The 21,697-nt window shown below is 36.1% G+C and carries 24 protein-coding genes and 1 riboswitch; of the genes, 5 read left to right on the forward strand and 19 right to left on the reverse strand.

The window, feature by feature from the left end:
- Positions 1–44: 44 nt before the first annotated feature.
- From gcvPB to gcvT, 3 genes are read right to left on the reverse strand one after another with little or no spacing between them, the layout of a single operon-like run.
- Positions 45–1,505: an aminomethyl-transferring glycine dehydrogenase subunit GcvPB gene (gene gcvPB / locus J2Z40_RS06945; RefSeq protein WP_066395891.1), complete on the reverse strand. Its 1,461-nt coding sequence runs from the start codon at positions 1,503–1,505 to the stop codon at positions 45–47.
- On the reverse strand, positions 1,498–2,844 hold the full coding sequence (gene gcvPA / locus J2Z40_RS06950) for an aminomethyl-transferring glycine dehydrogenase subunit GcvPA (RefSeq protein ID WP_066395894.1): 1,347 nt from the start codon (positions 2,842–2,844) through the stop codon (positions 1,498–1,500). Before gcvPA ends, gcvPB begins: the two co-directional genes overlap by 8 nt.
- Positions 2,845–2,859: 15 nt before the next feature.
- Complete coding sequence (gene gcvT, locus J2Z40_RS06955) at positions 2,860–3,966, reverse strand: glycine cleavage system aminomethyltransferase GcvT (protein WP_066395896.1); 1,107 nt, start codon at positions 3,964–3,966, stop codon at positions 2,860–2,862.
- Positions 3,967–4,256: 290 nt separating this feature from the next.
- A riboswitch (glycine riboswitch) is annotated at positions 4,257–4,349 on the reverse strand.
- A 188-nt stretch (positions 4,350–4,537) separates the two neighbouring features.
- Here gcvT and J2Z40_RS06960 point away from each other — a divergent pair.
- On the forward strand, positions 4,538–6,235 hold the full coding sequence (locus J2Z40_RS06960; protein ID WP_066395897.1) for a DEAD/DEAH box helicase: 1,698 nt from the start codon (positions 4,538–4,540) through the stop codon (positions 6,233–6,235).
- Positions 6,204–7,010, forward strand: a complete 807-nt coding sequence (locus J2Z40_RS06965) for a YqhG family protein (RefSeq protein ID WP_066395898.1) — start codon at positions 6,204–6,206, stop codon at positions 7,008–7,010. The genes J2Z40_RS06960 and J2Z40_RS06965 overlap by 32 nt, the downstream gene beginning before the upstream one ends.
- A gap of 31 nt (positions 7,011–7,041) precedes the next feature.
- On the opposite strand, the gene J2Z40_RS06970 is transcribed toward J2Z40_RS06965, so the two are convergent.
- Genes J2Z40_RS06970 through comGA form a run of 9 tightly spaced genes read right to left on the reverse strand, consistent with a single transcriptional unit; the run spans position 7,042 to position 11,805 of the window.
- Positions 7,042–7,239 (reverse strand): YqzE family protein, encoded by a 198-nt coding sequence (locus J2Z40_RS06970; protein ID WP_066395899.1) that lies wholly within the window; start codon positions 7,237–7,239, stop codon positions 7,042–7,044.
- A 25-nt stretch (positions 7,240–7,264) separates the two neighbouring features.
- Positions 7,265–7,801 (reverse strand): shikimate kinase, encoded by a 537-nt coding sequence (locus J2Z40_RS06975; RefSeq protein WP_066395901.1) that lies wholly within the window; start codon positions 7,799–7,801, stop codon positions 7,265–7,267.
- 25 nt (positions 7,802–7,826) lie between these two features.
- A complete protein-coding gene (gene comGG, locus J2Z40_RS06980) occupies positions 7,827–8,207 on the reverse strand; it encodes a competence type IV pilus minor pilin ComGG (protein WP_066395903.1) in 381 nt (126 codons plus the stop codon).
- Positions 8,197–8,676: a competence type IV pilus minor pilin ComGF gene (gene comGF, locus J2Z40_RS06985; protein WP_066395909.1), complete on the reverse strand. Its 480-nt coding sequence runs from the start codon at positions 8,674–8,676 to the stop codon at positions 8,197–8,199. Before comGF ends, comGG begins: the two co-directional genes overlap by 11 nt.
- Positions 8,627–8,962 carry a hypothetical protein gene (locus J2Z40_RS06990; protein WP_066395911.1) on the reverse strand — a complete coding sequence of 112 codons (336 nt, stop codon included), beginning with the start codon at positions 8,960–8,962 and terminating at the stop codon, positions 8,627–8,629. Before J2Z40_RS06990 ends, comGF begins: the two co-directional genes overlap by 50 nt.
- Complete coding sequence (gene comGD, locus J2Z40_RS06995) at positions 8,946–9,452, reverse strand: competence type IV pilus minor pilin ComGD (protein ID WP_245350003.1); 507 nt, start codon at positions 9,450–9,452, stop codon at positions 8,946–8,948. The genes J2Z40_RS06990 and comGD overlap by 17 nt, the downstream gene beginning before the upstream one ends.
- On the reverse strand, positions 9,379–9,714 hold the full coding sequence (gene comGC, locus J2Z40_RS07000) for a competence type IV pilus major pilin ComGC (protein WP_066395915.1): 336 nt from the start codon (positions 9,712–9,714) through the stop codon (positions 9,379–9,381). Before comGC ends, comGD begins: the two co-directional genes overlap by 74 nt.
- A gap of 2 nt (positions 9,715–9,716) precedes the next feature.
- Positions 9,717–10,748: a competence type IV pilus assembly protein ComGB gene (comGB, locus tag J2Z40_RS07005; RefSeq protein WP_066395917.1), complete on the reverse strand. Its 1,032-nt coding sequence runs from the start codon at positions 10,746–10,748 to the stop codon at positions 9,717–9,719.
- Positions 10,735–11,805, reverse strand: coding sequence for a competence type IV pilus ATPase ComGA (gene comGA, locus J2Z40_RS07010; protein ID WP_066395925.1), 1,071 nt, complete (start codon positions 11,803–11,805; stop codon positions 10,735–10,737). Before comGA ends, comGB begins: the two co-directional genes overlap by 14 nt.
- Positions 11,806–12,092: 287 nt before the next feature.
- Between comGA and J2Z40_RS07015 the strand changes: the two genes are divergently transcribed.
- Together J2Z40_RS07015 and J2Z40_RS07020 are read left to right on the forward strand one after the other, a co-directional pair.
- Positions 12,093–12,794: a helix-turn-helix domain-containing protein gene (locus J2Z40_RS07015; protein ID WP_066395927.1), complete on the forward strand. Its 702-nt coding sequence runs from the start codon at positions 12,093–12,095 to the stop codon at positions 12,792–12,794.
- An 84-nt stretch (positions 12,795–12,878) separates the two neighbouring features.
- Positions 12,879–13,121 (forward strand): DUF2626 domain-containing protein, encoded by a 243-nt coding sequence (locus J2Z40_RS07020; protein ID WP_053477001.1) that lies wholly within the window; start codon positions 12,879–12,881, stop codon positions 13,119–13,121.
- 60 nt (positions 13,122–13,181) lie between these two features.
- Here the strand turns inward: J2Z40_RS07020 and J2Z40_RS07025 are convergent, their stop codons facing one another.
- Positions 13,182–14,243, reverse strand: a complete 1,062-nt coding sequence (locus J2Z40_RS07025; RefSeq protein WP_066395930.1) for a class I SAM-dependent methyltransferase — start codon at positions 14,241–14,243, stop codon at positions 13,182–13,184.
- 558 nt (positions 14,244–14,801) lie between these two features.
- Positions 14,802–15,437 carry an MBL fold metallo-hydrolase gene (locus J2Z40_RS07030; RefSeq protein ID WP_066395932.1) on the reverse strand — a complete coding sequence of 212 codons (636 nt, stop codon included), beginning with the start codon at positions 15,435–15,437 and terminating at the stop codon, positions 14,802–14,804.
- Between the two features lie 285 nt (positions 15,438–15,722).
- Here J2Z40_RS07030 and J2Z40_RS07035 point away from each other — a divergent pair, with 285 nt between their 5' ends.
- Entirely contained in the window at positions 15,723–15,896 is a 174-nt protein-coding gene (locus J2Z40_RS07035; protein WP_066395934.1) for a DUF2759 domain-containing protein, read from the forward strand.
- Positions 15,897–16,018: 122 nt separating this feature from the next.
- Here the strand turns inward: J2Z40_RS07035 and J2Z40_RS07040 are convergent, their stop codons facing one another.
- From J2Z40_RS07040 to J2Z40_RS07060, 5 genes are all read right to left on the reverse strand, one after another.
- Positions 16,019–16,333: an MTH1187 family thiamine-binding protein gene (locus J2Z40_RS07040; protein ID WP_066395937.1), complete on the reverse strand. Its 315-nt coding sequence runs from the start codon at positions 16,331–16,333 to the stop codon at positions 16,019–16,021.
- Positions 16,334–16,359: 26 nt separating this feature from the next.
- Positions 16,360–17,502, reverse strand: coding sequence for a YqgU-like beta propeller domain-containing protein (locus J2Z40_RS07045; protein WP_157087834.1), 1,143 nt, complete (start codon positions 17,500–17,502; stop codon positions 16,360–16,362).
- Between the two features lie 206 nt (positions 17,503–17,708).
- A complete protein-coding gene (locus tag J2Z40_RS07050; RefSeq protein WP_066395942.1) occupies positions 17,709–18,896 on the reverse strand; it encodes a M14 family metallopeptidase in 1,188 nt (395 codons plus the stop codon).
- Positions 18,897–19,019: 123 nt separating this feature from the next.
- Positions 19,020–20,921 carry an LTA synthase family protein gene (locus J2Z40_RS07055; protein ID WP_066395944.1) on the reverse strand — a complete coding sequence of 634 codons (1,902 nt, stop codon included), beginning with the start codon at positions 20,919–20,921 and terminating at the stop codon, positions 19,020–19,022.
- Positions 20,922–21,321: 400 nt separating this feature from the next.
- A complete protein-coding gene (locus J2Z40_RS07060) occupies positions 21,322–21,531 on the reverse strand; it encodes a YqgQ family protein (RefSeq protein ID WP_066395947.1) in 210 nt (69 codons plus the stop codon).
- Positions 21,532–21,697 lie beyond the last annotated feature (166 nt).

Consider the following 21,697-nt stretch of genomic DNA (forward strand, 5'->3'; position numbering starts at 1 on the left):
AAATAAAAAACTGGCCCATTAAAGAGCCAGTTTTATTTAACAACTTATTGTTTTTTGTAGCGAAGAACAGGCTTACGAGCTGCCAGCGTTTCATCAAGACGACCAATTACCGTACTATGCGGTGCTTCTTGGACAATTTCTGGGTTTTCCTCTGCCTCTTTCGCAATTTGAATCATTGCATCACAAAATGCATCTAATGTTTCTTTCGACTCTGTTTCCGTCGGTTCAATCATAATACATTCTTCCACATTGATTGGGAAGTAGATTGTTGGCGGATGATAGCCAAAATCAAGCAGACGTTTGGCAATATCAAGTGTACGAACACCAAGCTTTTTCTGACGCTTTCCACTTAATACAAATTCATGCTTACAATGTCTATCAAATGGCAAATCATAGCTATCCTGCAATCTTCTCATCATATAATTTGCATTCAATACTGCATATTCTGTAACTGCCTTAAGGCCATCAGGACCCATGGAGCGAATATACGTATATGCTCGAACATTAATGCCAAAGTTTCCATAATAAGGCTTTACACGTCCGATTGATTGTGGTCGATCATAATCTAATACGTACTGATCATCACGCTTCACTAAAATTGGCTTTGGTAGGTAAGGGATTAAATCAGCCTTTACACCTACAGGGCCAGAACCAGGGCCACCTCCGCCATGTGGTCCAGTAAATGTTTTATGAAGATTTAAGTGAACAAGGTCAAACCCCATATCTCCTGGACGAGCTTTTGACATGACTGCATTTAAATTCGCCCCATCATAATAAAGCTTTCCTCCAGCAGCATGAACAATCTCGGCCATTTCAAGGATATTCTCTTCAAATAGACCTAAAGTGTTAGGATTCGTCAGCATAAGCGCAGCTGTGTCTTCACCAACCACACGTTTCAAATCCTCTAAATCAACTAGGCCGTTTTCATCTGATTTAACAGTGATGGTTTCAAAACCAGCAACTGTTGCTGAGGCAGGGTTCGTGCCATGTGCTGAGTCAGGGATTAGGACTTTTGTACGTTTATGATCGCCATTTGCCTCGTGGAAAGCACGAACCATCATCAAGGCTGTCCATTCTCCATGTGCACCAGCAGCAGGCTGAAGGGTTACTTGGTCCATCCCCGTAATTTCAATTAAATGCTCCTGTAAATCATACATTAGCTCCAATGCCCCTTGGACAGAGCTTTCATCCTGCAATGGGTGCAGATGAGCAAATCCAGGAATTCTGGCAACATTTTCATTGATTTTCGGATTATATTTCATCGTACATGATCCAAGTGGGTAGAAGCCTGAGTCAACCCCGTGATTGCGGTTAGAAAGGGCTGTATAATGACGCATAATATCAAGCTCAGATACTTCTGGAAGCTCAGCTTCTTCTTCCCTTACATATCCTGCAGGAATCAGTTCATTTATATCCAATTCCGGAATATCCATTTCCGGGAGGCTATAACCGATGCGGCCAGGTTTTGTTAATTCAAAAATGAGTGCTTGATCATCCTTATGCATGGTAATCCCCCATTTCGTTTACAAATGTATCAATTTCTTCCTTCGTTCTTAATTCAGTTACAGCAACGAGCATATGATTCTTCAAATCTGAATAATCTCGGCCTAAATCATAGCCGCCAATCATATTTTTTTCGAGAAGCTTCATATTCACTTCTTTAACTGGCGTATTTAATTTAATAACAAATTCATTGAAGGATGGACCTTCGAACGCAATTTCAAAACCTTTTGCTTTAAATAATTGTTTCGCATAATGCGCTTTTTGAATATTGGAAAGAGCCATTTCTTTTACGCCTTTTTTACCAAGTGCAGTCATTGCAACAGATGCTGCAAGAGCATTTAACGCTTGGTTTGAACAAATATTAGATGTTGCCTTGTCACGACGGATATGCTGTTCACGTGCTTGAAGTGTTAACACAAACCCACGGCGACCTTCCTCATCGACTGTTTGTCCAACAAGACGACCAGGAACTTTTCTCATCAATTTATTTGTTACAGCAAAATAACCACAGTGCGGGCCGCCAAATCCAGTTGGAATTCCAAATACTTGTGCATCACCTGCAACAATATCTGCACCGAATTTCCCTGGAGGTGTTAAAGCACCAAGTGCAAGTGGATTACTTGAAACGACAAACATCGCTTTCTCTGCATGAATGATTTCTTCTAATTCTTTCAGCGGTTCAATTCTTCCGAAAAAGTTTGGATATTGAATGATAACAGCTGCGATTTCATCATCTATCATCTCTTTTAATGCATCCACATCTGTCACACCATCTTTATGCGGCACTTCAATTACATCAATGTATTGACCTTTAGCATATGTTTTCACGACTTCCTTGGATTCAGGGTGTACAGCGCTAGAAATAAGTACTTTCTTACGTTTCGTTTGGCCAGCACTTAGCATCGCTGCTTCTGCTAGAGCCGTTCCACCATCGTACATAGATGAGTTTGCAACATCCATTCCTGTTAATTCACAAATCATTGACTGGAATTCAAAAATGGCTTGAAGTTCCCCTTGTGAAATTTCAGGCTGATATGGAGTGTACGCTGTATAAAATTCTGAACGTGACAAGACGTGATCAACGATAATCGGCATATAATGATCATATACACCTGCACCTAAAAAAGATGTATGGCTTCTAAGATCTGCATTTTTTTGAGCCATAAGTGTAAGCTCTTTCATAAGTGCGGTCTCTGTTTTTGCAGGTTTAATCTGATATTCACCATTAAACCTTACACTTTCAGGAATATCACTAAATAATTCATCAATTGAGTTGACACCGATTGTATCGAGCATTTCTTTCTTATCGGTCTCTGTCATCGGTAAATAGCGATGTTTCATTTTTATGTCTCCTCTCTATTTTTTGTCTCTTTTATAAAAGGGTGTAGCCGCTACGATTGCTTTTAAGCGCTTTCCTCGTATTTCAACTTCCACTTCCGTGCCTATTTCAGTGTGTTCTGTTTTTAGCAAAGCAAGGCCAATATTTTTCTTTAATGTAGGTGATTGTGTTCCTGTTGTCACTTCACCAATTAGCTCTTCTCCAAAATATACTGGATAGCCGTGACGAGGGATTCCACGATCAATCATTTCAATCCCTGCTAGCTTTCTAGTTAAGCCATTTTCCTTTTGCGCAGTCAGCGTATCTTTTCCGATAAAATCATCTTCTTTTTTCACCTTCACTGCAAACCCAATTCCAGCCTCAAGCGGGGAAATTTCTGGAGATAATTCCTGACCGTAAAGAACAAGATTTGCTTCAAAACGCAGCGTATCACGTGCACCTAGGCCGCATGGCAGTACTCCTTCTTCTTTCCCAGCTTCTAATATGTCCTTCCAGATGGAAATAACATCCTTTGTATTACAGTACACTTCAAATCCATCTTCACCTGTATAGCCTGTTCGTGAAACAAGTGCTTTTTTTCCATTAAGATCGACATTTTCTTGAAATTTAAAAAAACCAATATCTGATAAATTTGTATCAGCAGCAAGCTTTTGCAGTACAGTTTCTGCTAATGGTCCTTGAATAGCAACTTGAGCTGTTTCTTCTGATAGATCTTTCAACTCAACGTCCCCTTCAAGATGATCAGCAAGCCATTTATAATCTTTTTCAATATTTGATGCGTTTACAACAAGTAAATAATGATTGTCTGCTAATTTATAAACGAGTAAATCGTCAACAGTTCCGCCATTTTCATAGCACATCGCTGTATACTGAGCTGCTGAAATTTTTAATTTTGAGAGATCGTTTGTCATCATTTTCTGAAGATATGGAAGGCTATCTGCCCCTTTTACTTCAATTTCCCCCATATGAGAGACATCAAATAAGCCAGCTTTCGTTCTTACGACTTCATGCTCTTCCTTGATGCTTGAAAACTGAACAGGCAAATCCCAGCCCCCAAAGTCAATTGTCTTCGCACCATAATCTTTGTAGACTTCAAATAATGGTGTTCGTTTTAACTGTGACATTCACTCGTCCTCCTTATCATCCTTTTGAAAAGTTTGAAATGCGCACAAAAAAGGACAGAGTATCCCCTCGTTTAATGAGAAGATCTCTGTCCTTGCACCTGAAAGTTTACCGAATTTCGGCTTTCCCCTTTGGTGGCCCCATAATAAAAAGTGAAAAGCATTTCACTTCCCATTCATATACATGGCAAGTCATCCCTCGGTATCTTCACTACTTCTAAAGGAAATAACTCATATGTTTCTATGAAAAGAAGCAATAAAAGCTAGTCATGTAGGAGCACTCTCCAGAGCTACGTCCAACAAGAGTTCTTTTGCCTGAGAGATTCACAATAAAGATTGCTTGCTCCTTCGGCGCTACAAAATGTAGTCTCTCCCCTTGCTATCATCCGTATTTATAAATTTTTCCAAGTTGGCCATACTAAACGCATATGCCAACAAAAAATGAAAAAATATTTTAATTGTCTTAATTAAAGTGGCAAATTTCAAAAATTTCAAAGCTAATTTCATCCTACCATTAGAAGTAAATTTGAGCAATGGGGAAAAAATTTTTATCGATTTAAAGGAGCGGTAGTAGATGTCTGTGCAAATAAATTTTGATTCCACATGGCAAAATGAATTTTTACATCGAATTGAAGAGGATGGGCCATGGGGAAGCTGGGAGCTTTATAAATTAGCCCTAGAAGTTGAAAATCATACAATCATCCCTGAATTTGAAGGGCTAAAAGCACCAAAGCACCTATCAAGCCTTACTCCTTTGCCGCATCAATTAGAGGTTGCTAAGCAAGTGGTTGAAAATATGAATGGAAAAGCCATCCTCGCCGATGAAGTTGGATTAGGGAAAACAATTGAAGCTGGACTTATCTTAAAGGAATATATGATCAGAGGTCTCGTAAAAAAGGTGCTTATCCTTGTGCCAGCATCACTTGTCACCCAATGGGCTATTGAACTAAACACAAAATTTTATATCCCAGCCATTACGCAAAGAAAAAGCTACGTTTGGGAGCAATGTGATGTCGTTGTCTCCTCGATAGATACTGCCAAGCGCAATCCGCATAAGGATATTATTTATCAACAAGATTATGATTTAGTTATCATTGATGAAGCACATAAGCTGAAAAATAATAAAACAAAAAACTATGAATTCGTCCAAAACTTAAAAAAGAAGTTTTGCTTACTGCTTACAGCAACACCGATACAAAATCGCATTAGTGAGATTTTCAATCTTGTTTCTTTATTGAAACCTGGTCATTTAGGAAATGAAACAGACTTTTATCAAAAGTATCAAAAGGATTCTCGTTCTATTGAAGATGATGAATACTTAAAAGAACTTGTCAATAAAGTAATGATCCGTAATCGAAGAGCAGATACTGGAATTGAATGGACAAAAAGAAAGGTTGAAACATTGCCAATCGAGTTTTCCAAAGAAGAAAGAGAGCTCTATGAAGCAGTTTCAACTCTTCGCAAAGAAAACAATTGGATGAACTCAAGCAAATTTTCCGTTATGACTTTGCAACGTGAGGCTTGCAGCAGCAGGGAGGCTGTTTTTTTCACATTAAGGAATATGCTCCAAAAGAAAGAAGATCCTTCAGAAGCATTTAAGGAACAAATCCAATCTTTAATTTCCAAAGTAGAGGCTGTTCAAACAAATGCAAAAGCTGATAAAGCCCTTGAGCTAATACAGGAGATTAACGATAAAGTAATCATATTTACCGAATATCGGGCAACCCAAATGTATTTACAATGGTTTCTCAAGCAGCATGGAATTACTTCAGTTCCATTTAGAGGCGGATTCAAAAGAGGGAAAAAGGATTGGATGAGGGAGCTATTTCAAAAAAACGCCCAAGTCCTTATTGCGACCGAGGCTGGCGGAGAAGGAATAAATCTTCAATTTTGCAATCATATTATCAATTTTGACTTGCCATGGAATCCGATGAGACTCGAACAAAGAATTGGGCGCATCCATCGTCTCGGCCAGGAAAAGGATGTCGTTATTTATAATTTCGCTATTAAAGATACTGTTGAAGAGCATGTTTTGAAACTTCTATATGAAAAAATCCATCTATTTGAAAAAGTAATTGGGGATTTAGATGATATTCTTACAAAACTTGATTTTGGAAATATCGATGATCATTTAATCGATATCTTTGGAAAATCTGCTTCAGAGGGTGAAATGAAAATTAAAATGGATAATTTAACCTCAATGATTCAATTTGCTGAAGAAATGAGAGAAGGTGAAGCACATGCAACAGCAGGAAATTCAGCATTTTCTTGAGAGATACTTTCAGGCGAATAATTGCAGCATTACTGATAAAGGCCCTGGCTATCTTACTGTTCAATTATCGATTGAGCTGGATAAGGTACTAATGAATCGTCCCTTTTACTGGCATTATTTAGAAAAAACAGGGGGCATCCCTAATCCAATGCAGTTAACTTTGATTACAGATCCGAATATTGCACCAAAAACAATTAAAGGAGAAACGATCCATTTTGGCTCACCGCGATTACATCAAATTTTCGAATCAACGAAAAATTTAGCTGGTTATATTCGATTATATGAAAAGAATCATCACTCAGATAGGCAGCAAACCCCTCTACGGCCATGGCTTGGCATTAATTTGCGCATTTCCTATCAATGCGATCGGAAGAGAGATGTGTTTCGATCCATTGGATTACAATTAATTAATGGGCAAATGGTTGATCATTTTCATGAAAAGCTAATGACAGTGTCACTTACACCAAAAATCCCGGATTATTCATTTACTTTATCTCCTTTAGTTATGCCGAAAAGTGGGATTATACGCATTCAGCATTTCATTCAGCAAGAAATTGCAACAGAAGATCACCAATGGGCGGAGGAGGCAACTGCCCGCTGGCAAAAAGATTTGAACTTACTTGAACATTTTTATCAGGATGTCGAGGAGAAAGAAGAAAGTTATGAAATTGAAAAACAAGCTTTAAAGGAACAGTACGAACCAAAAGTGAACATTTCAATTATTAATGGTGGGTTATTCTATTTAACAGATCAAGCAATTTCATTCCCTGCATAAATCGATTTAAACAAATAAAGAGAAGCAAACCTTATAAGGTTCGTTTCTCTTTGTTTTTTCTTTTTACAATTGCATGAAGTGCATATGGAATCACACCAAACCATTTGAATAAAAAGGGTTCCTTGATGTCTTTTTTATTTAAACGCTGTTTTCGTCTTTCATCTTTGGGCTGGTCAATGTATTTCACAACGGTTTGAGTAATATATTTCACATAGTCATTTGATTTCATGGACACACCTACATTTAGTCATTTACTATATGTTTTTATCACAATCATTTTGTCCATTTTCAGATGAATCTAAACATGTGTGAATTTCCTGCACAATCATACGAATACTCTTACCGGTTGTATCAATTATCATGTCTGCTGACTCACGGTAAATCGGCAGTCTTTCATTATATAAATTTGCTATATTCGCTCGTTTGTCCCCAGATAATAATGGACGGGTTTTATCTTCTATCAGTCTTCTGTAAATTTCCTCTTCTGAAGCATATAGGAAGATTACGAATCCCTTAACTTTTAGAAATTGCCTATTTTCATTACGACAGATGATTCCTCCACCCGTTGTAATGATTGTATTTTCTGTTGGCATTTCTTGTAATACTGCTGATTCAATTTCTCGAAAGTATGATTCACCGTAACGTTCAAAAATTGATTGAATGGTACAACATTCTTTTTTTTCAATTTCTGCATCTAAGTCAAAAATAGGGATTTCTAAATATTCCCCTAACGCTTTGCCGACGGTTGTCTTTCCAGCACCCATAAAACCCGTTAAATAGATTGATTTCATATATATTAGCCTCACAAAAAGGAATTCATTCATTCCATTGTATCATTTTCCCCAGCTCTTTGTCATAATAACCATTGGCTGACACCTTATTCATCTGATTCATCTTCAAAATAAACATCACACGATAAAGGCTATCCGTTATTTTCACCGTTTCATATTGAATTTCTCCATCTAAATAGGAAATATCCCCTGAAAAATGATCATTATTACTTTCTTCTGCAAATAAGTCCTCCACTAACCTTATCGCACTTAAAAAATAATATTCTTGTTTCAAGAAAGCTTCCGTATCACTAATAATCCTTTTTTCTGAAATATATAAATCAAGTTGAAACGATAGAAAAAGAGCAGCAAGTAATAAAATACAAAAAGTCATCGGATAGGTAAACCCTTTTTCATTACGGAGCATAATTTTCCTCCATCTCAAGAAACGAATAAAAAACAGCTGTATATTTTTGTTGTTGTAAATCAACGACCGTCAAATTCATCCCATCCTTTAATCGTTCAAATAGGATAGAATTCACTTGCTGAAAAACAATTTCATGACCCGTATCATTAACCCTTCTTCTTATATTCGTTCCATGTTTATCAAATTGAACGTTTTGTCCATTTACCCGAATAACTAGTCGGTTATTTTCGACATCCATTTCTTCAGCAGAATGAATCTCCTTCTTTAATTGCGCGACAAAAACATGCCATTCCAGCTCTTTATATCTTAGATCAAATTGATCATTTGGGAGAAGAGAAGTAAGACTGATCGAAAACAAGGAAGCAATAATAAGGAAAAGGGAAAATGCCAACAACATTTCTACCATAGTAAAACCCTTATTATCGATATACTTCGCATTTTTTATAAGACCGACGAAGAAAATCTTCATACCTTACACAAACCTCCATTAAAGGATTTTCGTCTGTTATTTCTAAAGTCACCTCATAGATGGTTTCGTCCTTTTCCCGTGGGCCAATCATTGGATTCGTTTTTTTCTTCTTCGCATCCATCAATATTTCATATAACACTTGTGTTGCATTAAATTCTTCCTTTAATTGGACAGATTGATTCATACTAAAAATGATCAAAGGAAAAAGTATGCTGGCAATAATGAGCCATGCTGCCAAAGATAGCAATAACTCGGCTAAAAAGAAGCCCTCATTCCTTCGATACATAAAATCTCCCCTTTCCAAGTAAAAAGGTCATTCGGTACCATTGATTATCAATGACAATATTAAAAGTTCCAAACCGATTAATGTTTCCATCAGGCTTGAAATAAAAGAACAGCTTCATCGTTCCTTCTTTAATTGTGACCGTTTTTGGAATTTCCCTTACTAATAAGTAGCCTGAATCATAGCTCCCTCGCAAATAATAATAATTTTCCTCTGGAAGAATATGAACACTTACTGTAGCTTGCTGTGACATTGCATGTTGCTGGGCAAATAATAAGTCTGCTTTTAATTGAGTGACAAATTGTTGTTTTTCAAGTGAGGAGAACGGAGATTTTAATAGAATAGCAGATACAGAGGTGATGACAAGAAAGACCGTTAGAACGAATAAAGTTTCTAATAAAGTGAAGCCATTCTTTGATTTAGTCCTCATCAGATGAAGAACCATTATTAATTGTTGATACTTTTCCTTCAGTAATGATGATATCTTCTCCATTTGGACATGTTGTCTCATTTTCATTTAAATACATGGCCTTAACTAATGTTTCAACATCTTTAGGTGTTTCCTTATTCTCAATTTCATACGCTTGAACTTGGGCTTGAACCATCTTCACAAAAGCCTCACAGCCTTTTTTATTTATTGTTCCATTATGCTTCGTTATATTAGGTATCGTAATGATTAAAAGCACGGAAATTACAAGCAAGACAATCATCATTTCTAGCAAAGTAAATGCTTTTTCACTTTTTAATATTTTCATAATCAAAATCCCTCCATTAAATGAAACATTGGCAGCAGCACTGCTAAATACATGGAAATTATTAAAAAACCAATCAGCATATATAAACAAGGCTGAACCGTTTTCATTAATCTTTCAATTTTTGTCTCCAATAAGCTCAAACAATATTTACTAAAAAAGAACAGCTCTTGATCTAATTTTCCATTCTTTTGTCCATGTTGAATAATATGTGTAACCTCCCGCTCAAAAAATCGATATTTAAGCAGGATTTCTTCAAGTCCTTCACCTTTTCGTAAATCTTTTATCATTTCTTTTCCGAGATCTTTATAAAGTGGTTGTTTTTCATTCTTCTCAAATAGATGGAGTGCTTCGTGTATTGATAAGCCACTTGCTAATAAATAACTTAATTGTACAGAAAAATAGTGGGTATAAAATAAGCGAAAGAACACACCAAGAACTGGCATAGAAGCAAGCATTGTTTTCTGTTTAATCTGTGGAAGCTTTTGAAATATGAAGAAATAGTAGGCTGCGAAAAGGAGACAAATAAAAAGAAATCCTAATGAAATAAATGGGAGAAGCTCTCCAAATGAGGAAACTACTTTCGTGAAGAAATTTGCTTGAAGCTGCATGGATTGGAAGAGTGAAGAAAATCTTGGCAAAATACTTGTCTCCACAAAAACAAATAAGACAGCTGTAATGAGAATTAAAAATATTGGATAGGCGAGTAGTTTTTTTACTTTTTCAAAATCCAGATCTCGCTTCAGCATCATTTCACTGCTGCTCTGAAACGCATCAGCAAGTCCACCATGTTGTTCTGCAAAAAAAACATAACCGACCAAATGTTGATTGAATTTTAATTTTGCCAAAACCTGATGAAAAGGATACCCTTCCTTTAAATCAGCTAAACATTGACTAAGCTCATCCCTTTTTCTTTTAGAAAGCTGAAATAGGAGTGATTCTACTGCTTCTGACAATGGATAGCCTCTATCAAGAAGCTCTCCCGTTCGTTTGAGGAAATGACATTGCTCCTGTAAACTCCATTTATATGCTGTCATTATCTAGCACCCACCGCTCATATTCCTTTTCTTTAATAAATCCAAGAGCAATTCCTTTTTTAATAATATCCTTCAATGTACGGTACTTAATGACGGCGTCCTCGCCCCTTGCCTGTTTCATTGTGGCATATAAGGCCTTGCCTGCTAGTAGTTCAAACACACTAGCTCTTTTCAATCTTCCATAGCAATGACAGTAAGGAGAGCATTCATTCTGACAAAATGGACAGGTTAATTCAACAAGCCTCTGGGCAGTAACCGCAACAAGTGTCTGTTCAATTTCGATCGGATTCACGCCAAATTCAGCCAGTCGAAAAATGGCTCCCTTCGCATCCCTCGTATGCATTGTTGAAAGTACTAAATGCCCTGTCAGCGCTGCCCTTACTGCAATCTTTGCTGTCTCCGCATCCCTAATTTCTCCAACCATAATAATATCGGGATCATGCCTTAAAATAGCTTTCAACCCTGCCGCATAGGAGACACCTGCTTTTTCATTCACTTGTACTTGAAGCACCATGTCATTTACTTTTTCAATAGGATCTTCTAGTGTAATCACATTACGGTTAAATAAATGGGAGGTTTCATTCAATAGGGAGTATAAGGTCGTAGTTTTTCCAGATCCAGTTGGACCGGTGAACACGATTAAGCCGTGTGCATGTTTCAATAAGGCAAGCATTTTACGAGTCATTGCTGGAAATAAGGAAATTTGGTAGAAGGGAATTTGTTCTTGTTGAGGGAGGATCCGAATGACAAGGCTTTCATTGTAGGTAGAGGGCAAGGTTGAAAAGCGAAAACCGAATGTTTGTCCATCAATTTGATAAGAGTAGGCACCACTTTGCGGACGTCTCTTCTCTCCAATATCCATTGATGCAGTGAATTTGAAATGAGAAATAAGTCGTTCACATTCTTCTTTTGGTAAATATAGTCTAGGTATGAGTTTGTTTGCAAGACGTAGTTGAATGAGGGTGTCGTCTCTACGGGGGACAATGTGGATATCTGAGGCATGATTTCTTACTGCGTCAATAATGATTCTTTCTGCAAGCTTTTCAATTGTATTCAATTTATAAATAGCACCACCTTTTCTTTTTTCGACTTTATTATATAATCTACTTTCTATTTTGACAATTAATATGTATTAATTTTACGAAATAACCGCAATATATGGGTAAACACAACAGACACAGTGTGAAAGTTATCATATTTTGTTTAAATTTATCATTTAGTCTCCTTAATTGTGACTTATGTTATAGGTTTAATTGTGAACTTTTTATAAACTTATAGTGAATACAGTGTTAACCCTTCATAGCTGTATTATAATGGAATCAAATCCGGTCTGGGGTGAATTTTGTGGAACAAACATTAAAAATTACAAATGTATTATCTGATCCAACGCGCTACTATATTTATCAATACATTACGAAGAGGCATCAGGATGTAACCGTCCAAGAAATAGCAGATAATTTTGATATCCATCCAAACGTCGCAAGATTACATCTTTCAAAACTTGAAGATGTGAACATGCTTGTATCAGACACACAGAAAACAGGTAAAGGTGGCAGACCAAGCAGACTTTATCGACTATCTGATGATGTTATTCAATTGCATTTTCCTTATCGTGATTATCAGCTGCTGTCAAAAATTGCGATGCAAACGATGATTTCACTTGGTGAAGAGGGCAAGAAAGCATTATACCTAACTGGTAAAGCATTCGGAAAGGAATTGATTGATCAAGAACTGGGCCATACATTTAATAATCATGAAGCACTTTCTTTTGATCAAAAGCTAAATATCTTAAAAAATGCATCAACCTTGTCAGGATTTCATCCAGAATTTGAAGTAAATGAGGATCAAAGCAAAATCTACTTCCAAATCTATAATTGTCCTTTTAAAGAAGTGGCTGTTGAACACTCAGATTCCGTATGTAATATGCATTTTGAATTCTTAAAAGGAATGTTTGAATCATTGTTTGATTCAATTCAGTTAATTGAGAAAGAAAACATGCTCGGTGGCTGTGATTCTTGTTCATATCACGCGATCGTCACAAAGTAGCAACAAAGAGTTATTTACTTTTAGCTATCATTTAACTTATAATATGTAATGATGTGAATTGCTAGGGGAAAAGGAGGGATACATATGGATCGTATGTACAAGGTTTGTGGATTCTGGACTGGAATATTTGCCGTTATGTTCTTTTTAGGCGATATGTATACCACGTCTTTAATCTTCTTTGCCCAAACAGGATTCTTCCTGCTTTTAAGCTACTTAAAGCTTTCAGAACGTATGTATTTATATGTTTTTGCAGGATATTTAACTGTGTTTTTCGTAGGCTTTACATATTGGAGCACATTTATGATGGTTCCAGGTGCAGGTCACTAAAAACATAAGTAAGCTACAAAATAAAAAAGCGATGGCATCCATCGCTTTTTTATTTTTCCTTTATATGCCCTTCTGCTGCAAGATCACATGAAAGGAAGAGCTTATTCCCCCAGGTATAATGAGGCTGCGTATCGCTCTATTTCTTTTACTTATTGCGGAAAAAGGATTCGGATCAAAAGTCGCTTGCAATTCCTCTAATATGCCAATCTCCAGCAAAAATTCATCCTGTCTCCACTTCTGAACAAATATTAAATCATTAAGCTCCCCTATTTTAATAAAGGAATCAAAATGAACATGACTAGTAAGATCCATTTCTCCTGGATTCTTGAGAATATCATTTAATTGTTGATGTTTATAATACCCTCTTAAGCTTCCGTTTCTCCTAGCAGGCTCCATCCATTCCTCATTTGTATAACCATAGTCCACCGTGAGAATTAATCCTCTCTGCAAGACTTTAGCCATTTCTTTCACGACTGTAGTCATGATCAAAGGAATTTCGATTCTTTGCCGATTTTTTAGTTGTAATTTACTATATTCAAGATAATGAATTATTTCTTCATTGTTTAGAGGCGTTAATTCTTCAACAAGCTCTTCATTCTCTATTGTTATGAACACTTCCATTAATTGCCCATTTTTATTTTCAATCACGTGGACAGGAAGCGCATCAAATAACTCATTTGAAAAAATAAGACCCTCGAAAGGGCGAACATCATCAAGGCTTTCTATTTGCCTTATCCCCTCATTAAAAGTGATTATTTCCTGTTGTAGTTTCCTATGATAAGGACTTTCTTCGACTATTAAGTATTGGAGATTCTCAGTCGTGATCGCTTTCCACTCATCAATAAACGCCTTAGCAAATCGGCCTGTTCCTGCTCCGATCTCACAAACTGAGAAAGGAAGTTTTAATTCCTTTGCTTGTTGAAAAAACCATTTAGCAAGTGATCGTCCATACATATCAGAAACATTACTCGTCGTAATGAAATCTCCATTTCGGCCAATCTTACTTTTTTCCTTCATGTAATATCCATAGATTGGATGATACAGCACTACTTGCATATATTCTGCGTATGAGATTTTTTTTTGCGAATGAGCAGCAATGTATTCTTTTAAAAAATAGAACATAATAACTCCTTTAATATAGTGATCCATTTATTAGAGATTAATAGACTAGATAAATATCTTAAGGCTTCACTTTTTGTCCTGTTACTTAGACTTGATTTACGCATAGTCAATCATTATAAATCTTTTTTCGTTAAAATTATTTTTATTTTAGTCTGTTTCCGTAAACTTCGTTGCTATTATATACATAATTGGTAAAGGTTGATTTCCGCTCATGTGTGCTCCCTTTCCGCGGGGTGGTCCGCTTGCGCCTACTTAGGTCTCATCTGTCCCACACATCCCGCAGAACTTTGAATAGACTTCTTAGAATTGACACCGCACGAAGGAAATGCGACAGCATTTTCGAGGAGTGTCGCACCTACCGCTCCAATCAACCGACTTAATTGGTAAAACATTTGAAGCTTTTTTTTTATTTTACTAGTTAACACTGTTGACACAGTGTTAACTTTATTATATTATATTTTTAGTAGCTTAACTATATCCCCTCCCATTATATGAATAGAACATCCCCCAGAAGCTCCCTTCTCCTTTGAGAAGGGAGCTTCTATTGTTTTCGTTTATTTAAAATCCATTTAAAAACGGGTTTGTATCCATTTCCCGTCCGATTGTTGTCACTGGGCCATGACCCGGTAAAGCAATTGTTTCTTCAGGCAAAATCAATAATTGTTCATGAATGCTGCTAAGAAGCTGATGATGATTTCCACCAGGCAGATCCGTACGTCCAATGCTGCCATTAAATAAGGCATCTCCAGAGATGACTAGATTACCTTCTGCAAAGTAAAAGGACAAGCTGCCAGGGGAATGTCCAGGCGTCTTTAAAATGTTAAAAGCAAAATCACCAATAGTCAGATTTGTTTCATCTGTAAGAACATGATCTGCTGGCTTGCCTTGAATTAATTTCCCCACTTTAAATAAGTGTGATCCATTTAATGCCGGGTCACTCAACCAGTCTGCTTCATTCTCATGTACATATACAGGAATTTGATATGTATCTCTAATATCATCCACTGCACCAATATGATCGAAATGGGCATGTGTTAAAATAATCGCTATTGGCTTTAATTGTTTCTCATTCATCCATTTGATTAATTTTTCGCTTTCTTCACCTGGATCGAAAATTAAACACGTACGATTTTCCTTCGATACGATGTAACAATTTGTTTGTAATGGACCTAATGGAAGCTGATGCCATTCCATTTTCAACACCTCCAAATGTTGGATATGACCCATTTTACACTATTTCATAATAGAAATTAAAGGAATACAAGCTAAAGTGAATGAAAACACAAATAAATTTCCGGAAATAAGGATAAGATACGATTAATGACATAGAAGTGTCATTTTTTGACCTCGACAAATGATCAAAAAAAATATAGAATATAATACGAATGTATATGTAGCTTTACATACAGGTTCAATGCCTGAAATTGATTCTTCACTTGGCGAAAGCCTGCTTATCATAACAAAAGGGGGCAAAATATTATGGGAACAGTTATCATTTTCTTTTTAGTTGCCATTCTAGCAGCTTATGGTGCATGGAGTGCATTTAAAAACAAGAATATCCTTGGTTTAGTATTTGCTGCTGGATCATTCATCGTTTTCGGTGGATTCGCATTATTGACACTAATTAATAGCGGCTACCCTGCAACACACTAGAAGAGGACAAGTACGTTAGTCAGTTATTTGTTCTTTCATACTTTTTTAAAAAAAGGAAGGTCCCTGCATATTGGGATCCTTCCTTTTTTTATTGACTCGATTCACAAACACATATATCTGTTTTATTTGTTTAACTGATTCTCTACTCTCGAAACCTTTTCTTCCATTTTTCTTTTCACATCACGTCGATCATCAATTCGAATATTCGTTGCTACGCGCACAAGACCTTTTTCAAATGGCACTTCATGCATCGCCTGAATGACTTCAAATAAAACAGGAAGCTCTCCTTCAATAATCGTATTCATTGGGGTTAACTGATATCGAATTTGCCCCTTTTCTTCATACGCTATTAACACACGCTGAATATCAGCAACATAGCTACTTACACTCGGTGTGTCCGTTCCAATTGGAATAACAGTTACATCTACAATTGCCATAGTTTCTTCATCCTTTTTTATAATTATTATTCTTTCACAATTTCAGTCATTTCTTTCGTATTTATATTAATTAGTTTTTCCAAATAAAAGCCATATAAGCAATTAGCACCATTAGGCGAACAGCTTATTGGTTCATTTCCCAAATCGTCAAGTATGACTGTCTCTTCCCCTTTATCAATATTAAGGGACAAGAGCTGAAAACCCTCTCCATATGTATCAAATTCTGAATAATACAATGGGGCTAATGTAAATATTTGATGATTTTCAGTAAAATCAAAATAAGGAATAAGCCAGTCAGAGTATCTTGTTAAATGTGGAAAAGTAAAGGATGCAACTTCATTGAAATCATTTGAAAGAAACGTATATACTGATTCATTTATTTTATCAGAAGGAATTGTAATCGTCATAATATAATTTTTGATCGCCTTCATATAGTAAATTTCATCAAATACTACTTGCTCCCCTCCTTTTGTTAATGGCTTCTTCATTAAAGGGGCCAATAAGGATGGCTGCTGTTGATCCCAATCTAAATAAATGACTTCATCCGCACTCTTCCATTGAATAAATGGCTCCTCAAGTTCAATCGAAACCATGCTTTTATCCGCAAGATTTAATCGTTGTGTGGAAAAGTCCCAGTCCTCTGAAAACAAGGATAGAAGGAGGATATTCTCATCATAAGGATTCCACTCGATAACAAAGTCGAATGCTTCTATTCTTTCAGACATTATTTCATTTCCATTATCGTCAATGATCGTGATGATGCCTCCATATGTTGTAGGAACCGAATGAATCAATAATTGATTTCCTGAAGGGCTCACCGTTATCGAAGACACAGGTGCATCACTTTCAAAAATTAATTGATTCTCCCCATTAAATATATTATATGTATAAATATTTGACCCTAACCCGACGTTAGTCGTATAGATGATCTTGTCATTATTTAACCAGCCACTGACTGAATTAAATTGCCCTTCTTCTATCTGGATAGGTAGAATTAAATCTTGACCTGTAAAGGAAGGTGGAATAGCTTCTTTTATTATTTCTTTATTATGCAGCAGCACAGAATGCCTCCCTAACTCTCTTTCAGACATACATCCAGTTAAAATGAATAGTCCAACTAGAAAAGAACATAAAAAAAGAACAGCCCGACCTTGAATTCTAACGTTCACCACAATTCCACCCCTCCTTTCGGTTCACAACTATTAGTACGAAAATATGCTGAAAATGTTTCAATTATTTCAAAATGATTTCAAAAAAATTGCAAGTGCATCTAGCATAACATATAACAAACTTAGATTACGTCCTCATAGGACTAAACGCCAAAGATGGACAATAAAAAGAAATCAGCATTTGCCGATTTCTTTTCATCCATCAATCACATATATAATGCAGCAAGGTAAATACCAAGCACCTCTTCAAAGATTTCATCAAATTGAGATAGCGGCAAAGGATTAATTCCAGATCCTAATTCAATTGTAAAACCTGGTCTACGAAAATCCTGAATAAACCAATCCTTATAACCAGCAAAACTATCGATATATTGTACAGACTCATAACCACTCACCCTGGCAAACTCTGCTGCTATTCTACTCGATTCAGGTGGTTCTAGCCCTTCATATCCCCAATAGAACTCCTCTCCTTGTGTATGGAAGGCAAGCATGCGATCAAATTGTCTCGTACGAGCTAGATTTGCCATTGCAATCGATTCTGGTTCTGTTAGCGGTGCATCACCAGGATAATCCCTTGGAGCAGGTGCCTTCTCTTCTTTTCTTTCTTTTTCCACTTCCCATTTAGCAGGAAATTGATTGTTTAAATCAACCCCTCTTATATTGGCTTTCCAGCCAGTAAAATCTGTACTTCCCTGATTTATCCGGACGACTTGCTCTCTCACCTCTGCTGGTGGACCGTTTATGACTAAATTTACACCATCTGGATTCACCATAGGCACAATTGAAAGATCAATCTCATTGTATAGAGGCATCGTCGATAGTCCTCTAATGGGCCTTGCATTTGTTAATGATAACAAAAAGTGATTCAATAATGACATTAATATGCCTGAGGTAATCCATTCATTTGCATGGAAGGAAGCATTCATATTTATCTTTTTTGTTCCCTTCCCAAGACGAATTTCCTGAATTGGCTTTCCAAGTACACTTTTACCTATATTGTTTATCTGGATAAACGGATAGGTAGATTTCAATTTAGCGATATCATTTGTTAAGGCTTCAAAATTATATTGCCTTTTGCCATTAACTAAAGGGGAAATGACCCTTTGAGGAATCAGTATAGGATCACCAACTGCTAATTGATTGGGATTTACCTTTTGATTGAGTAGAAGCAATGCGTCAACAGAAAGATGACGAGACTCACTTAACTTCCAAAATGTATCCCCTTTTTGTATTCTGTATTCCAAAGCTACGAACCCTGGAATTTGCACCTCCTGGCCTATCTGGAGAGCGGATGGATCGATCGTTTGATTTGAATCAATAAGTAAGTTTAAAGGAATCATAAATAGTCGGCTATAATGCCAGAGTGAATCCCCAGATCGAACTTGGACTTTCATTATTCTTACCTCCTTTCATCCATTCATTCATATGAAAAAAAGTAATAAATAATGACTGCCTCTCTTTTATTAAGGAGTGAATCGAAAAAGGAAAACCTATGAAATTCACAGGTTTTCCTTTTATTAGTTCGCATCAATTGCCGGCTCATTTTCCAGCAGCTTTGAATTCCTTAGTCCATCATTCTCATAAAATCTTAGTAAATCCCCATAAATAATTTTGTCAGAGTATTCCAGTTCATTTGCTGCCTTTTCAATAAATGGAGCACATGCATCCATATCGGTAAGTTCACCTGACTGTTTATCGTAGCATGTTTCACTAGTATAAATATAATCTTTCGTTATAAAGCTGCCATCTCGTAAAACCGTAAATTCCATTTTATCATCAGAAAACAGATCCGAGCCAAAATCAATATTGTCCTTTGTTTGGATTCCTAATAAATGTAGAAGTGTTGGCTTCACATCAATTTGACCGGATACGGTTGAAATTGTTTTCCCTTCTTGCCCCGGAATATGAATAATTAACGGTACTCTTTGTAACTGTGTAGTAACAAAAGGAGTCACTTCTTCCCCTAAAAATTCACTCATTGCTTTGTTATGATTTTGAGAAATGCCATAGTGATCCCCGTATAAGATAATGATCGAATCCTCATACAAGCCTTCCACTTTCAATCGTTCAATAAATTGTTTAATAGCTTCGTCCATATAACGTACAGTTGGAAAATAATTATCAACCGTTTTGTTGCCAGAAGTATACGGATCAATCAATGAATCTTCTTCACCTAATTCAAACGGATGATGATTCGTTAACGTAATAAATTTAGTATAGAAAGGCTGTGGCATTTCCTTCAAATGTGCAATGGATTGTTCAAAGAAATCTACATCCTTCAATCCCCAGCCAACTGAATTCTCATCATTTACATCATAATCAGTTAATGAATAAAAATGGTCATAACCGAAGGAATCATACATAATATCACGATTCCAGAAGCTTTTGCTATTGGCATGCAAGGTAGCCGAGTAATAGCCAAATTCTTTCAATATATTTGGTGTTGCTGTATATTCATTTCCTGAATGAGTAAAGAAAACAGCGCCACGACTTAATGGATAGAGTGAATTATCAATTAGAAATTCGGAATCAGATGTCTTTCCTTGTCCTGTCTGGTGATAAAATTGATCAAAATAATAACTTTCCTTGATAAAATCATTTAGAAACGGTGTAATTTCCTGGCCATTTACCTTTTCATTTATAACAAAGCCTTGAGTTGACTCCATCGATATTAAAATGACATTTTTCCCTTTAGCAACCCCGAACATTTCATCATTCGGCTTTTTATAATTTGCATGGATATAGTTATCAATATCCACTAACTCACTTCCGTCTGCTAGAGCCCTCTGAGCCGAAGACTTCGATTGAAGAAATGCATCATAAATATGATAATTATACGTCCCAATATTCTTTACAAGCATTTCTCGGTCAAATGTACGTGTAAGCAATTGTGGTCTCTCTGTTTCAGCTAACCCAAGATTAAAAAAGGCAAACGCGATCGCAATCAAAAAATAAGCTCTTCGATCCACTTTTGAGAATTGACGATACGAGATAAAACTTGGTTTGAATGCGATTAATAACACTAAAATAATAAAATCAGCAAAATAGAGGAAATCCGTTAAGCTTAATAGTTCATTCACACTGCTCCCTAAATCACTCATATTACTCGTTTGAAACAAGACAGGCAATGTGATGAAATCGTTAAAGAAACGATAAAACACAACATTTGCAAATAGTACGAATGAAATAAAGAAACTTGTAATCAAAATATAGCGATTTCTATTTTTTTCCTTCAATAATAAACTAATCCCAAAAATGAAAAGCAGGAAGCTCAGTGGGTTAATAAATAAGATAAACTCCTGTTTCCAGTTTTCAATTTTAATATCAAAGCTAGTTTTATAGACAATATACGTCTTTAGCCAAAGCAATACGGTCGCGATAATAATTAGCGAGAACTTTGACCCGTTAATTTTTTTCATATCAGTTAATACCCTCCCTGTTTTTTTCGAACAGATATGGAAATTTCTATGATCTTTTTACCATTTTAAGGATGTTGAAACGAAATCAAACATAATCTTAATACTTTTTTTACAAAAAAGCAATTGTCCCTTTACCTTATTTTTGTAGAATTATAGAATGTCTAATTAACTAATTACCCACAGTATTAGACGATTGAAACGTAAAAAAGTTTCAGGTTTGTCCATTTTTGGAAAATTGTGATAATCAAACGATGGACTTTTCTATACTTATATATCAAGGAACAAAAACAAAATTTCACCCATTTCAATTTATTAATCGTATTAATTTCTCTTCTCCAATTTACGCTTGCTCTAAAAAAAGAGTTCCCGTGAAAAATAGGAACTCCTGTCGAAACTTTTCTTATGTAGTTTCATTCTTTTCCTTCAAAATCTGTGCTTCTTGTCTTAAAAGTAAAATAGCTGACTGATACACCTTCGTATCAATAAATTGTGCATCATAAAGTTCCTTTACTTCTTCTTCCATCAGCTCTAAATCTGCCACCCTGTTCCCAATATAAATCATCGTACCAAACCGCTTAAGTAATTGCTGAATATCATAAATTGTTTTCATTATATGCCCTCAAATCTTCAATCTTTTCTTTTCAAATTATAAGGGATATGTTAAAGCACCTCAAGTGTTATAAGAAAAGCGCAAGTGGCTTGTTCAGACCCGACAAGCATAAGACGGGCTGGAGTGAAGGTTGTCCTTTAACCTTCAGGCCAGAACGGCTTATGAC

Source organism: Cytobacillus eiseniae, assembly GCF_017874625.1.
Taxonomy (GTDB): Bacteria; Bacillota; Bacilli; order Bacillales; family Cytobacillaceae; genus Cytobacillus; species Cytobacillus eiseniae.

Coding starts and splice junctions, on each gene's coding strand:
- gcvPB (WP_066395891.1), bottom strand. CDS start 1,505: ATGCATAAGGATGATCAAGCACTCATTTTTGAATTAACAAAACCTGGC.
- gcvPA (WP_066395894.1), bottom strand. CDS start 2,844: ATGAAACATCGCTATTTACCGATGACAGAGACCGATAAGAAAGAAATG.
- gcvT (WP_066395896.1), bottom strand. CDS start 3,966: ATGTCACAGTTAAAACGAACACCATTATTTGAAGTCTACAAAGATTAT.
- J2Z40_RS06960 (WP_066395897.1), top strand. CDS start 4,538: ATGTCTGTGCAAATAAATTTTGATTCCACATGGCAAAATGAATTTTTA.
- J2Z40_RS06965 (WP_066395898.1), top strand. CDS start 6,204: ATGCAACAGCAGGAAATTCAGCATTTTCTTGAGAGATACTTTCAGGCG.
- J2Z40_RS06970 (WP_066395899.1), bottom strand. CDS start 7,239: ATGAAATCAAATGACTATGTGAAATATATTACTCAAACCGTTGTGAAA.
- J2Z40_RS06975 (WP_066395901.1), bottom strand. CDS start 7,801: ATGAAATCAATCTATTTAACGGGTTTTATGGGTGCTGGAAAGACAACC.
- comGG (WP_066395903.1), bottom strand. CDS start 8,207: ATGCTCCGTAATGAAAAAGGGTTTACCTATCCGATGACTTTTTGTATT.
- comGF (WP_066395909.1), bottom strand. CDS start 8,676: ATGAAGATTTTCTTCGTCGGTCTTATAAAAAATGCGAAGTATATCGAT.
- J2Z40_RS06990 (WP_066395911.1), bottom strand. CDS start 8,962: ATGTATCGAAGGAATGAGGGCTTCTTTTTAGCCGAGTTATTGCTATCT.
- comGD (WP_245350003.1), bottom strand. CDS start 9,452: ATGGAGAAGATATCATCATTACTGAAGGAAAAGTATCAACAATTAATA.
- comGC (WP_066395915.1), bottom strand. CDS start 9,714: ATGAAAATATTAAAAAGTGAAAAAGCATTTACTTTGCTAGAAATGATG.
- comGB (WP_066395917.1), bottom strand. CDS start 10,748: ATGACAGCATATAAATGGAGTTTACAGGAGCAATGTCATTTCCTCAAA.
- J2Z40_RS07020 (WP_053477001.1), top strand. CDS start 12,879: ATGGATCGTATGTACAAGGTTTGTGGATTCTGGACTGGAATATTTGCC.
- J2Z40_RS07025 (WP_066395930.1), bottom strand. CDS start 14,243: ATGTTCTATTTTTTAAAAGAATACATTGCTGCTCATTCGCAAAAAAAA.
- J2Z40_RS07030 (WP_066395932.1), bottom strand. CDS start 15,437: ATGGAATGGCATCAGCTTCCATTAGGTCCATTACAAACAAATTGTTAC.
- J2Z40_RS07035 (WP_066395934.1), top strand. CDS start 15,723: ATGGGAACAGTTATCATTTTCTTTTTAGTTGCCATTCTAGCAGCTTAT.
- J2Z40_RS07040 (WP_066395937.1), bottom strand. CDS start 16,333: ATGGCAATTGTAGATGTAACTGTTATTCCAATTGGAACGGACACACCG.
- J2Z40_RS07050 (WP_066395942.1), bottom strand. CDS start 18,896: ATGAAAGTCCAAGTTCGATCTGGGGATTCACTCTGGCATTATAGCCGA.
- J2Z40_RS07055 (WP_066395944.1), bottom strand. CDS start 20,921: ATGAAAAAAATTAACGGGTCAAAGTTCTCGCTAATTATTATCGCGACC.
- J2Z40_RS07060 (WP_066395947.1), bottom strand. CDS start 21,531: ATGAAAACAATTTATGATATTCAGCAATTACTTAAGCGGTTTGGTACG.